The following is a 16,612-nucleotide window of genomic DNA, read 5'->3' on the forward strand; positions in this document are numbered from 1 at the left end:
TTCACGGGCGAGGCAGCCGCAAGGCGGCTACCTCAGGACGGGAGCGATTTCAGGCGATTGGAGGGCGCAACAGCGAGCCGGTGACGGCTGGCACCCATCCGGACGAAAGGGCGGGTACAGGGAGCTGGGGCTCCTGCGCGAGGGCAGGTGTTGCCGCACTGGAGGGCAAGGTCATCGAGTGGGCGCAGGCGCAATGGCAACGACTGCCTTCGCCCAGCCAACAGGTGCCATCGTCGCTTGCCGAGGGTGCGTCGATGGCGAGGTCAGGTGAGGTGTCGAGAGGGGCTATTGCCGTGGAGTCTGCCGCACGAGAGGTGCCCGGACCATCGGCCAGGCACACGGTACCCGTAGCAAACTTGACCAGCAGCACGAACACGGCCAACACCCACAGGCCGCGGTGGCGGCGCAGTCGGGTCAGCAGTGGCGTGGCGTGCGGAGGCATCCCTTGATGCTAAGCGGCGCTCACGCCGTTACACAATCGCATGCGGTCGTTTGACGCGACCAGACGGCACCTTTACCCTCGCCGCTCCCTTGGGGAGTAGCCGCCTTCGTATCCAGAAGGGGTCGCGTCAACACACTTGGCCCCATGGCCATGGCGCAACCGGTCATAAGCGACTTGGCAAGACCATTGGTACCTGCGTTCGTCCCGGTCGGGCGAGAGCGCAGGCGCCATTGGCTTTTTCGCCCGGCCCAAGGTTCCTCGATGCAAAGCTTGTTGCTAACGCTGGCCTTCCTCTTGGGCTCGGCTGTCGTGATCTATCTCGCCTGCGAATACTTCGTCAATGGCGTGGAATGGGTGGGGCGCAAGCTCGCCGTCGGCCAGCAGGCCACGGGCTCCATCCTTGCCGCCTTCGGCACTGCGTTGCCCGAGAGCGTGGTTACCTTCATCGCCGTGGTTTTCGGCGCCGACGCCAGCCAGAAGGCGATCGGTGTGGGCGCGGCGCTCGGTGGTCCCCTGGTACTGGCTACGATCGCCTACGCGGTGGTGGGCGCCACCTTGCTTGCGACCCGTAAGTCGTTGCCGCAGACCGAAGCAGTTGCGCGCCAGTTCAAGCGCCTGGCGCACGACCAAGGCTGGTTCCTTGCCATCTTCCTGGTGAAGATCACCTTGGGCTTGGTGGTGTTTGCCTACAAGCCTTGGTTGGGCGCGCTGTTCCTGGCGGCTTATGCCTTCTATTTCTGGAAGGAGATGGGCAGTGAGCAGGTGGAGGAAGAGGGGGAACTGGAGCCGTTGAAGTTCCAACCCAAACGCGACACGCCCCATGCGTGGGCGGCGGGGGCGCAGACGTTGATCGCCCTGGTGGTCATCTTCGTGGCTTCTCACTTTTTCGTGGCCCAGCTCGACGCCCTGGCGCCGATGCTCGGCATAGACTCCCAACTGCTCGCGCTGCTGCTGAGCCCCATCGCCACCGAACTGCCCGAGACCCTCAACGCCATCATCTGGGTACGCCAAGGCAAGCATCGTCTGGCGCTGGCCAATATCAGCGGAGCGATGATGATCCAGGCAACGGTGCCCACCGCGTTAGGTCTGTTTTTCACCCCGTGGGTGTTCGATCGCGCCCTGGTGCTTGCCGCGGTCATCACCATGGTGGCCGTCGGAACGATGTTTGTGGCGTTCCGCCATGGCGTGATCTCGCGCAAGCTCCTGGCGTCGATGGCCCTGTGGTACGTAGTGTTTGCGGTGCTGCTGGTCGCCCTGCACTTGGCCTAAGTCGTGCTGCCTACTGGGAGCACACCTTTTGAGACGACCACCACCGCTTAACGGGACGGAAACGGCACGCGTGCCGTTTCCGTCCGGTTAGGCGCGTGCTTCGTACCAGTGGCGCGAGCGATTGACGATGTGCACCACCGAAAGCATCACTGGCACTTCGATCAGCACGCCCACGACGGTTGCCAATGCCGCGCCCGAATGCACCCCGAAGAGGCCCACGGCGGTTGCCACAGCCAACTCGAAGAAGTTGCTGGCGCCGATCAGGGCCGAAGGGCCTGCCACGCAATGCGGCACGTCGAAGCGGCGGTTGAGCCAGTACGCCAGCCCCGAATTGAAATACACCTGGATCAGAATAGGCACGGCAAGCATTACGATGACAGCCGGCTGGGCGAGAATCTGCTGACCCTGGAAGCCAAACAGCAAGACCAGTGTGGCCAGCAGGGCCACCAGCGACACGGGCCCCAACCGCTGCAGCAGCGCCTGCAGCTGGGCCGCGCCACCCCGCGCCAGAATGAAGCGTCGAAGAAACACGCTAAAGGCGACCGGCACCACGATGTAGAGCAACACAGAAAGAATGAGCGTGTTCCACGGCACCGTGATCGAGGAAATTCCGAGCAGCAAGGCCACGATGGGCGCGAAGGCCACGACCATGATGGCGTCGTTCAAGGCCACCTGGCTCAAGGTGAAGTTTGGCTCGCCCTGACACAGATTGCTCCACACAAAGACCATGGCGGTACACGGTGCGGCAGCAAGCAGGATCAGCCCGGCGATGTAGGAATCCAGCTGCTCCGCGGGCAGGTAGGCCGCGAACACGTGGCGTACGAAGATCCAGCCCAGCAGCGCCATCGAAAACGGCTTGACAGCCCAATTGACGAACAGGGTCACGCCAATGCCTTTCCATTGCCGCCTCACACCGGCCAATGCACCGAAGTCGATCTTCAGCAGCATGGGGATGATCATCAGCCAGATGAGCGCCGCGACCGGCAGGTTCACCTGGGCGACCTCCATATGGCCAAGGGCCTCGAAGGTGCGCGGCAGGATGTGGCCGAGCAGCGTGCCCGTGGCGATGCACAGCGCGACCCACGCTGTGAGGTAGCGCTCGAAGAAGCCGATACGAGCTGCTTTCGGCGTGGCCCGATGTGGGTTCGGCGCCTGGTTCATGCGGCGTCCTCCGCACGGTCCGCTTTCAGCGCACCGATGGCGTCGAGCGTCCGCTTGAGCTCTTCCCGGTCCATCGTCTCCACTGGCAGTTGGAGCAACGCGATGATCCGGTCGGTGATCAGTCTGTGCGCCTTGTGGAATGCCTCCTGGATCATCTCGGGACCTCCCGTGGCGGCTGCCGGATCGGGAAGGCCCCAATGGGTGCGCACGAAATCCCCAAAGAGCACAGGGCACGGCTCGCTCGCTGCGCTGTCGCACACGGTGATGACGATGTCGAGCGCAGGCGCCTGCTCACCGACGAACCGGTCCCAGGACTTGCTGGACAATCCCTCGACGGGAATACGTGCGGTCGCCAGTTCCTCCAGCGCGTAGGGGTTCACCTGACCGGTCGGCTTGCTGCCCGCGCTGCGGGCTTCGAATCGGCCTTTACCTAGGTAGTTGAGCGTGGCCTCCGACAGGATGCTGCGCGCGGAATTGCCCGTGCAGATGAAGAGGACGCGGCAAGGATGCATGGGGATCTCTCGTCGTGAAATGGATCAGAAGCATTTGGGCGGTCGGCATTGCTCGGGCTGCCCCTCGCAGCAGTGCTCCGTTAGGTAATCGATCAGCTCCCGCATGGCGGGAAAATTCGCGCGATAGCGGATGTAGCGTCCTTCAGCGAAGGATTCCGCCAAACCTGCTTGCACCAGACCCTTCAGATGGAATGACAGGTTGGACCCGCTCAGCCCGGTGTGCTCGCTGATCTCACCCACCACGGCACCCTCCGGGCCACGCGTGACCAGGTAGCGAAAGATGCCCAGCCGGTTGTCTTGCGCCAGGCCGGCCAGTGCGCGAACGGCGGTCTTTGTTTCCATATTTCAATAATGATAGAATTGTTGAACGAAAGCAAATCGGAACGCGTGTTTGCCATGACGCTCAAGGATCTTCTTCCTCACGTCCAGGCCGAAGCCCTGGATTACCCGACCCTGGACAAGCTTGATCTTCCGTCCGGCGCCGACCATCCACCGCGCATCCTGATCCTCTACGGCTCCCTGCGGCCGCAGTCCTTCAGCCGGAAGCTGGCGCTGGAGGCCGAACGCATCCTCAAGCAGTTTGGTGCCGAAACCCGGGTGTTCGACCCGCACGACCTGCCGATGCTGGATAGTGTGCCGGCCACCCACCCGAAAGTGCAGGAACTGCGCGCATTGTCCCAGTGGTCCGAGGGGCAGGTCTGGGTGAGCCCCGAACGGCACGGCACCATCACCGGGGTATTCAAGAACCAGATCGACTGGTTGCCGCTGGAAGATGGCAGCGTTCGTCCGACGCAGGGCCGGACCCTGGCCGTGATGCAGGTATGCGGCGGCTCGCAGTCGTTCAACGTCGTCAACACCCTGCGCGTGCTCGGCCGTTGGATGCGCATGGTGACCATCCCCAACCAGTCCTCTGTCGCCAAGGCATGGCAAGAGTTCGACGAGCACGGCCGCATGAAGCCCTCCTCGTTCTACGACCGGGTGGTCGACGTCATGGAGGAGCTGTTCAAGTTCACCCTGATGGTCCGTGATCGGTCGGACTACCTGGCAAGCCGTTACAGCGAGCGCAAGGGTGCAGCGGCAGCTGCAATGCTTGCGCAAGCCGCCGGAGGCGCTGAAGGCTCCGTCGTGCCCGCGGCAAGCGCCGAGGCTACCTCGACGCCGCGTCCAGCACCTGCGCGTACGGCCTGTTGCAGCGCGGCCGGGGCCTGCGCATGACGGAGGCTGTCGGTGTTCGATCTTGAAAACCCTGCCGGTGATGCCGCGCAAGCCGGCCATTGCGGGAAATAGATGACAGGCCAGGAACAGCGGCGGGCTGGCTTTGCGCCGGCCTCCGTGCCTGGTCGGCGCTGGGTTCAGAGGCCCCGCACATAAGCAATTTGCCTATTTCAGGTAGCTCCTGAGCACGGCCAGCACGGGCTCAAGCTCCGCTTGGCGTTTGGAGGCGGAGCCGGTGGCCACGTGCTCCTGCAGGTGGCCTTCGAGCACTTGCAGCATCAACCCCTGGATTGCGCCGCGCACGGCGGCCACCTGATGGAGGATCGCGCCGCATTCGGCCTGCGCTTCGAGGCTACGTTCCAGGGCGGCAACCTGGCCGCCGATCCGGCGCACGCGCGCGACGAGCTTCTTGTTGTCGGTGGACATGTGGGACATGGATCGGCTGCCTCTGGTCGTATACCCTAGGGGGCTATCCTACCTGAGCGACGCCTATGAGCCAGCCCGACGCATCCGCCTACGTGCATGCCCACCAGTTCAACGAGGGCAACCCGCTGGCGGAGAAGAACACACTGCGCGCAGTGGTCATCACGGCCGTGATGATGGTGGTCGAGATCACGGGCGGCTATCTTCTCAACTCGATGGCCTTGCTGGCCGACGGCTGGCACATGAGCTCGCATGCGCTGGCGCTTGGCCTGTCGGTGGGCGCCTATGCTCTTGCCCGGCGGCTGGCGAAGGATCGGCGGTTCGCGTTTGGCACGTGGAAGATCGAGGTGCTGGGCGGCTACAGCAGCGCACTGCTGCTGGGCGTCGTGGCGGCGTTGATGCTCTTCCAATCGGTAGAACGCCTGTTCTCGCCGGTGCCCATCCACTACATCGACGCCATGGTCATCGCCGCCATCGGCCTGGCCGTCAACCTGCTATGTGCCTGGCTGCTGAAGGACGGGCACCACAGCCATGATCACGGTCATGGGCACGAACACGGACACGATCACGCCGATCACCACCATGACATCAACCTGCGCTCGGCCTATGTGCATGTGCTCGCGGATGCCGCGACCTCAGTAATGGCCATTGTGGCGCTGGCTGGCGGCAAGTACTTCGGCTGGAACTGGCTCGATCCGGTCATGGGCATCGCCGGCGCCTGCCTGGTCGCCAACTGGGCCTATGGGTTGCTGAAGCAGTCGGGCAAGGTCTTGCTCGATGCCGAGATGGACAGCCCGGTGGTGGAGGAAATCCGCGACGTGGTGGCCGAGCGTTTTCCCCAGGCAGCGATCAGCGACCTGCATGTCTGGCGGGTGGGGAAGGGGCGCTATTCGTGCATCCTGGCGCTCGTGAGCCGATCGGAGCTCGCCCCTGCCGCAGTGCGTGAAGCGCTCGCCATCCACGAAGAGCTCGTACATGTCACGGTCGAGGTCGCAAAGCCGACCGCTGCTTAGGCTTCCCTGCCACCGTCATGAAAGGCGGATGGACGGTCTCCCTGGTGACGTAGGAGCACGGCGGTTCGGATCTCTTGCTGCGGGTAGCTCAGTGTCGGCTTCCCGCGGGCCACCGCGGGTGCATGTCGTCAATGACATACGGATGGGCATGGGGGCTCCCTGCCCGATTGCCGGCGGACATCAGGTGGGGGTGATCCGGAGGAAGCTCGTCATGTCGGTGTGCAATGGTTTCAGGATCGCTGCGTGGCCAGAGCAACCAGCTCACGGAAATGGCTAGGACGACGACCGCCGCCATCGGGGCTGCGCCCCAAGCTGGCGATGGCAAGGTTCCGAGCCAGCCGGCCAGTGGATACATGAGCAGCCAGCAGGCGTGGGACAGGGAGAACTGGGCGGCGAACAGGGCGGGGCGGTCCTGCGCATTGGCGGAGCGTTTCAAGAGGCGGCCTCCGGGCGTGAGGATGGCCGCGTAACCGGCGCCGATCAATGCCCATGCCACGGCGATCAACCATTGCCGCTGGTCCGGCGACACGACCGACGCAAGCGCCGCAAAGAGGGCAAGCCCCAGTCCTGCCAACATCGCTCCGCCGAGCATCACGGCGCGGTCGGGCCAGCGCTTGAGCAAGCGTGGCAGGGCCAGCGCGGCGATCATTGAAAACCCGCCGAATACCGCGGTGGTCAGCGCCACGTCCCGATTGTTGCCGCCCAGCCAATCGCGCACGTACACCACGGTGTTGACGATCACCAAGGAGCCTGCGGCCGCCTCGGCCAGGCTGAGGCCGAGCATGCCGCGCAGCCGTGGCGTCGCCAGATACCGGCGCAGGCCAGCCAGTACCCGCGGCCGGGCACTGGGCGGCGCCAGCCGCTGTGGAAGTGCGATGGTCCAAACCAGTACCGCGGAGCTGACGAAGCCCAGCAAAGTGAAGCCGAACAGGGCGCGGAAACTGACGATGCCCAGCAGTAGCGCCGCGAGCAGCGGGCTGAGCAGGTTCTCGAGGTCGTACGCGAGCCGTGACAGCGAGAGCGCGCGGGTGTATTGCGCCTCGTCGATCAACACGTCCGGAATGGTCGCCTGGAAAGTGGGCGTAAAGGCCGCCGAGCAGGTCTGCAGCACCGCGACCAGGACATAAATCTGCCAAGTGGCAGTGACCCACGGCAGGCACAGCGCCAGCGCGGCGCGGGCCAGGTCCATGCTGACCAGGAAGGGCTTGCGCGGCCAGCGCGCGGCATACGCCGTGGCCAGCGGAGAAACCAGCACGTACACCACCATCTTGATGCCCAGTGCAGTGCCCAGCACTACGGAGGCGCGCTCGCCCGCCAGGTCGTAGGCCAGCAGGCCCAGCGCCACGGTCATCAGGCCGGTGCCGACCAGCGACGTGGCCTGGGCAGCGAACAGATGCCGGTAGACCCGATCGGTAAGGACTTCGAACAACATGGCGGGCTCCGTATCACGGGCAAGCGCTACGCACGCGGTGGAAGGCCGGCCGGGCGGAAACCTCCCGGCGTTCGCATACCTACTCGTGGGCAAGTTTCCAGATGCCGTGCGCGTCGATCTGCAGCCGATAGTACGCATGCAATGCGGTCACGCGCGCGTCAAGCGCTGCCTGCGCAGCGTCCAGCGACTGGCGTCGCGCCAGCAGCATGGTCTGCACATCCGCCTCGCCGAGCGCATAGGCACGCTGGGTCAGCTGCGCCGTATCGCGTGCGTTGCGGGCGCTGTCTTCTGCCGCTTGCCAGCGCGTGAGATGCTGGTGGCATCGGTATAGGCCGCTTCGATGATCCGTCGTTCGCGATCCAATGCGACGGTCACCGCATCGACAGGCTGAGGCCGACGGCACGCGCGCGCCGCGTGTGCCAGGCCCTTCGTCAGTGTCGCCGAGATCGTCTGTGGCTCGCTGCTAATCGTCTGCCGGCTGACGCGGTTTGCAACAGCTTCCTTGATCGTCGGCGTAATCTTCACCGCGGCACCATCGGGAGCATGGGTTCCTCCGCTCCAGAAGTCGCCGCTATTTCTTCGCGCCATTTGCGCTTTCGGCGCAACAACGGCCATCGGTCAAGGTACTGAGGAGCCTCCATGAATCGCCAGCAGCACTGGGAAACGGTCTATGGCAACAAGGCATCGGACGCGGTCAGCTGGTACCGCCCGCATCTGGATCATTCGCTGCGGGTCATTGAGCGGGTCGCACCCGATCGCGGCACCGCCATCCTCGATGTCGGCGGCGGCGCGTCCACCCTGGTCGATGACCTGCTTTCGGCGGGCTATCGCGACCTCAGCGTGCTGGATATTTCCGCACAGGCGCTGGACGTCGCCCGCCGGCGCCTCGGGGAACGGGCCCATAGCGCGACCTGGCTGGCCGCGGATCTGCTCGACGCGCCTCTACCGGCGGCGCGCTATCAGCTATGGCACGACCGCGCCGTCTTCCACTTCCTGATCCAGCCGAAGCAACAAGCGCGCTACGTCGCCCAGCTCAATCACGCGATCCGACCGGGCGGCTATGCGGCTATGGCGACGTTTGGCCCCGAAGGTCCGATGAAATGCAGCGGGCTCGACGCGATGCGCTACGACGCCGACGGACTAGCGCGCGTACTCGGCAGCGATTGGGCGCTGCTGGATAGTGAGCTGGCGATGCACGCGACACCCTCGGGCACGAGCCAGCAGTTCCTCCATGCCTTGTTCCAGCGCCGGTCTGACGGAGCGCAGGCGCGGTAGTGAGGTAGCGACCGTAGTGCTTGGTCATTGCATCCGGCCGCTGCGGAGAGGTCAAGCCCCGATCGGCCGTGGCCGACCTGCTGCCTGAGTCAGGTACGGCACTATCCGCAGCAGGTCTTCTGCTGCTGGATGGGCGGGCAGGGCACGGTGCCGTAGGAACAGAACACGCAGCAATCGCCAGGTTTCGGTCGCAACAATTCGCCACACCCGGTGCAGTCGTAGAAGAACTGGCAGGCATCGGTTGGCATGGTCTCGGTCGCCTGATGGCCGCACTGGGGGCACGTCAACGTGCTCTGCAGCGTCATGTCAGCCGCCATGAGGCATCGCCTGGATCGTGGAAGGGTAACCCGCCTCGCCCGTGGCCTTGGCCAGTTGATCCGGACGCGCCTTGGTGTCCTCGTAGCTGACGGTGACGGTTTTCCTGGCCAGGTCCACCGCCACGTTGCCGACCCCGTCGATCTTCTGCAGCGCTTTCGTGATGGTGAGGGGACAGGTCGGGCAGGTCATCCCCGGTACGGCCAGGGTGACTTGCCGCGTGGACGCCAGGCTCACGCTCGAGACGGCGCAAGCGAGGACAAAAGCGATGGCAGGCAGGGTTTTCATGCGGGGCTCCTCAATAGAACCATGGGGCAACGTAGGGAAAGGCGAAGGCGATCAATACCAAAACCGCCACGCTCCAGAACACCAGCTTGTAGGCCCGGCGCACCGCAGGCACCGCACAGACCTCGCCCGGCCGGCAGGCCGCCATAGGGCGATGGATGCGGCGGTAGGCAAGCACCAGCGCGACAAGGGATACCGTCAGGAACAACGGCCGCAACGGTTCGAGCCGGGTCAACTGGCCGATCCAGGCGCCACTCAGCCCGATGCTCACCAGGACAAGCGGCCCCAGGCAGCAGGCCGACGCCAGAATGGCCGCCAAGCCACCGATCGCCAGGGTGCTCTTTTCGCTGGTGCGCTGGGCCATGACCGAACCGGTGTCGTTTGAAGGTTTCACGGCGTAACCTTACTTCCGTAGTCGACTACGGGGTCAACCATGACGAGCTTCACCATCGGCCTCCTTGCCAAGGCGACGGATGTCCACGTCGAGACAATCCGCTACTACCAGCGCCGTGGGCTGGTGGCCGAGCCGTCCAAACCGCCAGGCGGTATTCGCCGCTACGACGAAACGCACGCGCGCCGTTTGCGATTCATCAAGCATGCGCAGGTGCTGGGCTTCAGTCTGGATGAAGTCGCCGACCTGCTCGCATTGGATGACGGGCGGCATTGCCGTGATGCCGAACGCATCGGTGCCAAAAAGCTGGCGATGGTGCGCGAACGCATCGACCAGCTGCGCCGGGTAGAGCAGGCGCTCGCCGGGCTTGTCCAGCAGTGCCACCGCAACCGCGGCAAGGTGCAATGTCCCATGATGGCCTCGCTGGAGGCGGATGTGGCGGTTTGAGGTGGCTTGGCGCGAGCAGACGGACGCCCGCCACCGGGCAAACAACAAGCTGATGCGCAGGCGCTGCAACACATGCGCGAGCTTGGAGCGTACTCATGCCATCGGTACGTAGGAGTCCACCGCCGTGGGTCCAGGCCGCCAAACCCCATCCGTTTGTGGCTGAGCGTCTGGACTCTCCTTGTGCGCGGCTGATCGAGGGGTACGCCCGTGCAAGCTCGGCACGGTGATGCGTCCGCCGCTGTCGCAGGCGAGACATGTTGCCGTCAGGATTGCGTGCTCTTGAGCGCAGTGACCACGCTGTTCATGCCATCCGGGCGAAGCGTGAACTGCACCTTCTCGCCTACCTTGGCCTGCTTGAGCACCTCGGGTGTGGCGTGGAAAGGCATGGTCATGGCGGGCCAGCCGATCGCCGGGATCGCCTGGTGCTGCAAGGTGATGGTGCCCTGCTTGAGGTCGATGCCTTTGATGACGCCTACTGCTTGTGCCTCGGTCGGCTTGGCAGTGTGCTGCATGCCCGGCATGTTGGGGTCCATCTGCAGCGGACCGGCGAAGGCCGGCGCGACTGCGAGCGTGCCGATCAGGCAAAGGGCCGGTACTTTCGTCTTCATGGGTCAGTCTCCTTGCGGGTTGGGTGAAGCGGTGGAAGGGCGCTGCGCCTTGCGCAGGCGGCGCAGCACCAGCAGGTGGAAGGCGGCCGGCAGCACCACCATCGACAGCAGCGGCGCGGTGAGCATGCCGCCGATCATCGGCGCGGCGATGCGTTGCATGACCTCGGAGCCGGCGCCATGGCCGAGCAGGATCGGAAACAGGCCGGCGAGGATCACGGCCACCGTCATGGCCTTGGGCCGCACGCGCTGCACGGCGCCCTCGCGGATGGCCTCGTCCAAGGCCGCGGGCCCGGCCTGCGGATCGAGCGCGAGCCGGCGATCCCAGGCCTGGCGCAGGTAGAGCAGCATCACCACGCCGAATTCGGCGGCCACGCCGGCCAGCGCGATGAAGCCGATGATGGTCGCCACCGACACCGCGTGGCCAAGCAGCCAGATCAGCCACAGCCCGCCGACCAGCGCCAGCGGCACGCTGAGCATGATCAGCGCCGCCTCGCTCGCACGCCGGAACACGGCGTAAATCAATCCGAAGATGATCACCAGCGCAATCGGCACCACCAGCTTGAGCCGCTGCATGGCGCTGGCGAGGAACTCGAACTGGCCCGACCAGGCCACGGTGACGCCCGGCGGCAGCTCGATCTGCTGCGCGACTGCATGTTGCAGGCGGCCGACGACGGTGCCCAGATCGCTGCCATCGGTATCGACGTACACGTAGGTCGCCAGTTGGCCATCCTCGCTCTTGAGCATGGACGGCCCGGCCGCCAGCGTGATGTCGGCCACCTGGCTCAAGGTCAGCTGAGCGCCATCGGGGGCGACGAGGGGTAACTGCCGCAGGGCGCCGACCGAATCGCGTTCGGTACGCGGATAACGCACCACGATGGGGTAGCGCTCGCGGCCTTCGATGGTCTGCCCGATCGGGTCGCCGCCAACCACGGTGGCCACCAGCTGCTGGACGCGTGCCTGCGTGAGACCGTAGCGCGCCGCATCGATCGGCCGCACGTGCACGTCGACGTAGCGGCCGCTGGTGGGTCGCTCAGCGATGGCCGAGCTGACCCCGGGCAAGCCTTTGGCCAGCGTCTCGATGCGGTCGGCCACGTCCTGCAAGGTCTTGAGGTCGGTACCGAGCACCTTGATGCCGATCGGGCTCTTGATGCCGGTGGATAGCATGTCGATGCGGTTGCGGATCGGCGGCACAAACAGGTTGGTGAGGCCGGGCACCTTCACCGCCTTATTGAGCTCGTCCTTGATCTTGGCCATCGTCATGCCGGGCCGCCATTGGTCCTTCGGCTTGAACGTGATGGTGGTCTCGAACATCTCCAGCGGCGCCGGGTCGGTCGCCGTCTCCGCGCGGCCGGCCTTGCCGAAGACATGCGCGACCTCCGGTACCGTCTTGATCATGCGGTCGGTGAGCTGCAGCAACTGGCTGGCCTTGCCGGCGGAGAGGCCGGGCAGGGCGGTAGGCATGTACAGCAGGGTGCCTTCGTCCATCGGCGGCATGAACTCGCTGCCCAGGCGGCCCATCGGTATCACGGCGCTCAGCAGCAGCAGGCCGGCGAGCGCCAGGGTCGTCTTGGGCCAGCGCAGCACCGCATCGATGACCGGCCGGTAGCCACGCATCAGCCACCGGTTGAGGGGGTTCTCCATCTCGCTGCGGATGCGCCCGCGTACCAGATAGCCCATCAACACGGGCACCAGCGTCACGGCTAGGCCGGCGGCCGCTGCCATCGCATAGGTCTTGGTGAAGGCCAGCGGCGAGAACAGCTTGCCTTCCTGGCCCTGCAGCGCGAACACCGGCACGAACGAGAGCGCGATGATGAGCAGGCTCACGAACAAGGCCGGGCCGACTTCGGCGCTGGCTTGGGCGATCAGCGACCAGCGCTGCGCGCCCTGTGGCTCGTCGCCGTGATTCTCCCGCCAGTGTTCCAGGTGCTTGTGGGTGTTCTCGATCATCACGATGGCCGCATCGACCATCGCGCCGATGGCGATCGCGATGCCGGCCAGCGACATCAGGTTGGCGGTTACGCCTTGCAGGTCCATCACGATGAAAGCCGCCAGCACGCCCAGCGGCAGCGTGATCACCGCCACCAGGGAGGAGCGCAGGTGGCCCAGGAACAGCGCACAGACCAACGCGACGACGAGGAATTCTTCCAGCAGCTTGCCCCAGACGTTCTCGACCGCCGCATCGATGAGCCGGGAGCGGTCGTAGGTCGGCACGATCTCGACCCCGGCGGGCAGGCTGCGTTTGAGCTCGGTGAGCTTCGCTTTCACCGCGGCGATGGCGGCCTTGGCGTTCTTGCCCGTCCGCAACACGATCACGCCGCCGGCGACTTCGCCCTGGCCGTCCAGCTCCGTGATGCCGCGACGGAAGGTGGGGCCACGGCGCACGGTGGCGACGTCACGCAACAGCACGGGTACGCCGCTGCCAGTGGCGGTGACGGGTACGTTCTCGAAGTCGGCCTTGCTGCGCAGGTACCCCTGACTGCGCACCATGAGTTCAGCCTCGCCCTGCTCGATCACCGAACCCCCGTTGGCACCGTTGGTGGCCTTCACCGCATCGACGAGTTGCTGCACGGTGATGCCGCGCGCGGCCAGCGCCTGCGGGTCGGGCACGATCTGCCAGGCGCGCTCCATGCCGCCCAGGCTCGCCACCTCGGCCACGTCCGGCACGGTCTTCAACTGGAAGCGCAGGAACCAGTCCTGCAAGGCGCGCAGCTGGCCGAGGTCGTGCTTGCCGGTGCGGTCGACCAGCGCGTACTCGTAGATCCAACCCAGGCCCGTCGCGTCCGGGCCGAGCGCGGGGCTCACGTCCGCCGGCAGGCTGGCGCGCACCTGGCTCAGGTATTCGAGCACACGCGAGCGCGCCCAATACAGGTCGGTGTGGTCGTCGAACAGCACGTAGACGTAGGAGTCGCCGAAGAACGAATAGCCGCGCACGGTCTTCGCGCCGGGCACCGAGAGCATGGTGGTCGCCAGCGGGTAGGTGACCTGATCCTCGACCACCTGCGGCGACTGGCCCGGCCAGGAGGTGCGAATGATCACCTGGGTGTCGGACAGATCCGGCAGCGCATCGATGGGCGTGTGCAGCGCCGCGAACACGCCGGCCAGCGCCAACGCGAGTGCCGCCAGCAGCACCATCACGCGGTGCGCGATGGCCGCGCGGATCAGGGCGGCGATCATGGCTGGTCCCCGGGGCGCATGGGCATCCCCGGCATCGAGCGCGCGCTGGATGCCGGCGCCGGATGGGCCGGAGTATCCAGGCGCTCCAGCGCGCCGGACAGACTTGCCTCCGAGTCGATCAGGAACTGGCCGGAGGTGACGACCTGCTCGCCGCCCTTGAGGCCGTCGAGCACCTGCGTGTAGCCGCCGGCCGAACGGCCGGTGCGTACCGGCACGGCGCGGAAGCGGCCTTCGCCTTCAGCGAGGATCACTCGGGTGTGGGTGCCCGTGGCAATCACGGCCTCGTCGGGCACCACCGGCACCGCCTGGTCCCGCGAAGGCGCGAGCTGCACGGACGCGAACATGCCCGGGCTCAGGACGCCGTCGGGGTTGTCGATGACGATGCGCGCCTTTTGCGTGCGGGTGGCATTGTCGATGTCGGGCAGCAGCGTCTCGACCTTGCCGTGGAACGTGCGGCCGGGTACCGCGTCGACGGTGACCGTCACCGGTGTGCCGGCCGGCACCGCGCCGGCCGTCCCTTGCGGCAGCGCCGCTTCCACCCACACGGTCGCCAGGCTGTTGAGCGTCATCAGGGTCTGTCCGGCGGCCACGCGTTGGCCCTCGCGCACGTCCAGCGTGGTGACCACGCCGGCTTGCGGCGCATGCAGGGTGATGGCCGTGTTGCCGCCCGGGTGGGCGGCCCGGATGTCCGCATCGGTCAGGCCCAGCACCCGCAGCCGTTCGCGCGCCGCGGCGCGCAGTGCCTTTGCATCGGCCGATTGCGCCTGCTGCAAGGCGCGGTATTCGGCCAGCGCGCTGTTCCATTGCGGCGCCAGCAGTTCGGCCAGCGGCTCGCCGGCAGTGACGGTGGTGTAGGGCGCGCGCACGTCGAGCTTGGTGATCACGGCATCGACCCGGGCGCTGATCGTGGTTGCCTCGCGCAGGTTCCAGGTCACCGTGCCGGGCACCTGCACCGCGGCGCGGAGCAGGCGCCGCTCGACCGGCGCGGTGCGCACGCCCAGGTTCTGCACGGTGGCCGGGTTGATCTTCACCACGCCCGCCGGGTTGCCCGCCGCCTCGTCGGCGTACTTGGGCACCATCTGCATGCCCATCGGCGACAGGCCCGGATGGTCGAAGTGCTGCTGCGGCACCATCGTGTCGTACCAGTAGAGGACTTTGCGGCCGCCGGCGTCGGTCTTGCCCGTGTTCGTCGAAGCGGGGGATGCGGGCGCCTGGCGGCGGCCCACGACGTAGCCGGCGATGAGCAACATCAGGCCCAGCACCGCGATCAGCAGTGCGATCAAAAGCCGTTTCATGGGGCATCCTCCGTGCTGGGCAACAGGTAGGCAAGCGCCGCCCACAGCCGCGCATGGGCGGCCAGCGCGTCGGCGTAGGCCAGCCGGCGTTCGATCTCGTCGCGCCGTGCGTCCAACCACGGCTGCAGGTCGCCACCGCCGCGGTAGCCGGCCAGCGCTGTCTTCGCGCGGTCGTGATCCAGCGGCAGCAAGGTGTCGCGGTAGCGCTGGAGCTGATCGCCCCAGCCCTGCCAGGCCGCCACCGCGCGCGCCACGGCCTCGCGCTGGGCGCGGCGGGCGTCCTCATGGGCGGCCTGCACCGCATCGCGTTGCGCCTGTTTTGCGCTGATGCCGCGGTCTTGCCGGTTGCGGGTGAACAGGGGCAGGCTCACGCCCACTTCCAGCATCACCATGTCGGACAGGCCGGAAGCACGACGGCCATAGCTGGCGCTCACACTCCAGTCCGGATGCTTGGCAGCGCGCGCTTGGGTCAGTGCCGCCTCGGCGAGTGCCTCGCGGGCTTGCCAGGCTTGCATGGGCGCTTGGCGATCGATCGCCTGTTCCAGTAGTGCCGGCGCGACCGGCAGGCGGCCGAAGTCCGGTGCCTCGCCAAGGGTTGTCACGGGTTCGCCAAGCCAGCGCTGCAGACCGGCCTGCGCGGCGGACAGCTCGGCCTTGACACCATCCAGGCGATTGTCCAACGACGCGGCCTCGGCGCGCGCGGCCAACGCGTCGGAGGCGCTGCCTTCGCCGCCGCGCAGGCGCGCCTGGGTCAGCTTGACGGCCAGGCCGCTCTCGTCGCGCAAGGCGATGAGCAAGTCGCGCTTGCGTTGCACTGCCCACAGTTCGATCCAGGCATCGGCGATCTGCTCGCGCACGTTCTGTGTGGTGGCCGCGCGATCAGCCGTGGCCGCCGTGATCTGCGCATCGGCGAAGCGGCGGTCGGCCTCGCGCGCCGCGTGCGACGGAATCGTCTGCGTCACGCCGACCGTGCGCATGGTCATCGTGTCCGAATCCACGCTGAAGGCGCCCGGCCCGGTGACCGGGTAATTGGAGATGCCGAACGTCAACGAGGGATCGGGCAGCCGGCCGGCACGCATGGCCTCGTCGCGGGCCGCTTCGATATCGGCGTCACGCGCTGAAAGCAAGGGAGCTTGCGTGACGCCCTGGCGAACGGCCTGTTCGAGTGAAACAGGCGCTTCGGCGGCATAGGCGGCGGTGACCGTCACCCACGCAAGGACAACAGCCAGGCCCGACGCCAAGCCGCGTCGGGCAGAAGGTAAGCAGAGCATGGAAGAACACTCCCGGTGATCGAGGGACCTCGTGCGCGGCGGCACGAGGGCGCACGCAGTGGCGCGCGCCGGCCTAGATCAGGA

The 16,612-nt window shown here is 66.3% G+C and carries 19 protein-coding genes and 1 riboswitch; of the genes, 5 read left to right on the top strand and 14 right to left on the bottom strand.

Translation table 11 applies throughout. From position 1 onward, the window contains the following. The first annotated feature begins 526 nt into the window (after positions 1–526). A riboswitch (yybP-ykoY riboswitch) is annotated at positions 527–702 on the top strand. 1 nt (position 703) lies between these two features. Continuing rightward, entirely contained in the window at positions 704–1,711 is a 1,008-nt protein-coding gene (locus tag OSC30_RS10670) for a sodium:calcium antiporter (protein WP_267171827.1), read from the top strand. Positions 1,712–1,798: 87 nt separating this feature from the next. Here OSC30_RS10670 and arsB read toward each other — a convergent pair whose 3' ends face one another. The 3 genes from arsB to OSC30_RS10685 are packed head-to-tail and all read right to left on the bottom strand — an operon-like array spanning position 1,799 to position 3,726. Beyond that, complete coding sequence (arsB, locus tag OSC30_RS10675) at positions 1,799–2,872, bottom strand: ACR3 family arsenite efflux transporter (protein ID WP_267171828.1); 1,074 nt, start codon at positions 2,870–2,872, stop codon at positions 1,799–1,801. Beyond that, entirely contained in the window at positions 2,869–3,384 is a 516-nt protein-coding gene (locus tag OSC30_RS10680) for an arsenate reductase ArsC (protein WP_267171829.1), read from the bottom strand. Before OSC30_RS10680 ends, arsB begins: the two co-directional genes overlap by 4 nt. Before the next feature lie 24 nt (positions 3,385–3,408). Beyond that, the gene (locus OSC30_RS10685; protein WP_267171830.1) at positions 3,409–3,726 is read right to left on the bottom strand and encodes an ArsR/SmtB family transcription factor; all 318 of its coding nucleotides are present in this window, start codon (positions 3,724–3,726) and stop codon (positions 3,409–3,411) included. A gap of 54 nt (positions 3,727–3,780) precedes the next feature. On the opposite strand from OSC30_RS10685, the gene arsH reads away from it, so the two are divergent. Further along, entirely contained in the window at positions 3,781–4,599 is an 819-nt protein-coding gene (arsH, locus tag OSC30_RS10690) for an arsenical resistance protein ArsH (RefSeq protein ID WP_267171867.1), read from the top strand. A 165-nt stretch (positions 4,600–4,764) separates the two neighbouring features. Here the strand turns inward: arsH and OSC30_RS10695 are convergent, their stop codons facing one another. Further along, a complete protein-coding gene (locus tag OSC30_RS10695; RefSeq protein ID WP_425474741.1) occupies positions 4,765–5,025 on the bottom strand; it encodes a metal/formaldehyde-sensitive transcriptional repressor in 261 nt (86 codons plus the stop codon). A 65-nt stretch (positions 5,026–5,090) separates the two neighbouring features. Between OSC30_RS10695 and dmeF the strand changes: the two genes are divergently transcribed. Continuing rightward, complete coding sequence (gene dmeF, locus OSC30_RS10700; protein WP_267171832.1) at positions 5,091–6,035, top strand: CDF family Co(II)/Ni(II) efflux transporter DmeF; 945 nt, start codon at positions 5,091–5,093, stop codon at positions 6,033–6,035. Between the two features lie 88 nt (positions 6,036–6,123). Here the strand turns inward: dmeF and OSC30_RS10705 are convergent, their stop codons facing one another. The 3 genes from OSC30_RS10705 to OSC30_RS10715 all read right to left on the bottom strand — a co-directional run bounded on the left by OSC30_RS10705 (position 6,124) and on the right by OSC30_RS10715 (position 8,082). Then, positions 6,124–7,467 (bottom strand): MFS transporter, encoded by a 1,344-nt coding sequence (locus OSC30_RS10705; protein ID WP_425474742.1) that lies wholly within the window; start codon positions 7,465–7,467, stop codon positions 6,124–6,126. Positions 7,468–7,546: 79 nt separating this feature from the next. After that, on the bottom strand, positions 7,547–7,675 hold the full coding sequence (locus OSC30_RS10710) for a hypothetical protein (protein WP_267171833.1): 129 nt from the start codon (positions 7,673–7,675) through the stop codon (positions 7,547–7,549). A gap of 41 nt (positions 7,676–7,716) precedes the next feature. Then, complete coding sequence (locus tag OSC30_RS10715; protein ID WP_267171834.1) at positions 7,717–8,082, bottom strand: hypothetical protein; 366 nt, start codon at positions 8,080–8,082, stop codon at positions 7,717–7,719. Positions 8,083–8,106: 24 nt separating this feature from the next. Here OSC30_RS10715 and OSC30_RS10720 point away from each other — a divergent pair, with 24 nt between their 5' ends. Then, entirely contained in the window at positions 8,107–8,742 is a 636-nt protein-coding gene (locus OSC30_RS10720) for a class I SAM-dependent methyltransferase (RefSeq protein ID WP_267171835.1), read from the top strand. A gap of 101 nt (positions 8,743–8,843) precedes the next feature. Here OSC30_RS10720 and OSC30_RS10725 read toward each other — a convergent pair whose 3' ends face one another. From OSC30_RS10725 to merT, 3 genes are read right to left on the bottom strand one after another with little or no spacing between them, the layout of a single operon-like run. Then, on the bottom strand, positions 8,844–9,059 hold the full coding sequence (locus OSC30_RS10725; protein ID WP_267171836.1) for a GDCCVxC domain-containing (seleno)protein: 216 nt from the start codon (positions 9,057–9,059) through the stop codon (positions 8,844–8,846). Next, the gene (merP, locus tag OSC30_RS10730; protein WP_267171837.1) at positions 9,049–9,345 is read right to left on the bottom strand and encodes a mercury resistance system periplasmic binding protein MerP; all 297 of its coding nucleotides are present in this window, start codon (positions 9,343–9,345) and stop codon (positions 9,049–9,051) included. The genes OSC30_RS10725 and merP overlap by 11 nt, the downstream gene beginning before the upstream one ends. 10 nt (positions 9,346–9,355) lie before the next feature. Continuing rightward, positions 9,356–9,706 (bottom strand): mercuric ion transporter MerT, encoded by a 351-nt coding sequence (merT, locus tag OSC30_RS10735; RefSeq protein ID WP_267171838.1) that lies wholly within the window; start codon positions 9,704–9,706, stop codon positions 9,356–9,358. A gap of 69 nt (positions 9,707–9,775) precedes the next feature. Between merT and merR the strand changes: the two genes are divergently transcribed. Then, positions 9,776–10,180 carry a mercury resistance transcriptional regulator MerR gene (gene merR / locus OSC30_RS10740; protein ID WP_267171839.1) on the top strand — a complete coding sequence of 135 codons (405 nt, stop codon included), beginning with the start codon at positions 9,776–9,778 and terminating at the stop codon, positions 10,178–10,180. Positions 10,181–10,443: 263 nt separating this feature from the next. Here merR and OSC30_RS10745 read toward each other — a convergent pair whose 3' ends face one another. From OSC30_RS10745 to OSC30_RS10760, 4 genes are read right to left on the bottom strand one after another with little or no spacing between them, the layout of a single operon-like run. Next, on the bottom strand, positions 10,444–10,788 hold the full coding sequence (locus OSC30_RS10745) for a copper-binding protein (protein ID WP_267171840.1): 345 nt from the start codon (positions 10,786–10,788) through the stop codon (positions 10,444–10,446). Positions 10,789–10,791: 3 nt separating this feature from the next. Next, positions 10,792–13,962 carry an efflux RND transporter permease subunit gene (locus OSC30_RS10750; RefSeq protein ID WP_267171841.1) on the bottom strand — a complete coding sequence of 1,057 codons (3,171 nt, stop codon included), beginning with the start codon at positions 13,960–13,962 and terminating at the stop codon, positions 10,792–10,794. Continuing rightward, positions 13,959–15,257 carry an efflux RND transporter periplasmic adaptor subunit gene (locus tag OSC30_RS10755; protein WP_267171842.1) on the bottom strand — a complete coding sequence of 433 codons (1,299 nt, stop codon included), beginning with the start codon at positions 15,255–15,257 and terminating at the stop codon, positions 13,959–13,961. Before OSC30_RS10755 ends, OSC30_RS10750 begins: the two co-directional genes overlap by 4 nt. Next, positions 15,254–16,528, bottom strand: a complete 1,275-nt coding sequence (locus tag OSC30_RS10760) for a TolC family protein (protein ID WP_267171843.1) — start codon at positions 16,526–16,528, stop codon at positions 15,254–15,256. Before OSC30_RS10760 ends, OSC30_RS10755 begins: the two co-directional genes overlap by 4 nt. Positions 16,529–16,612: the final 84 nt, after the last annotated feature.

This window comes from Frateuria hangzhouensis, assembly GCF_026410505.1.
In the GTDB taxonomy this organism is placed as follows: domain Bacteria; phylum Pseudomonadota; class Gammaproteobacteria; order Xanthomonadales; family Rhodanobacteraceae; genus Frateuria_A; species Frateuria_A hangzhouensis.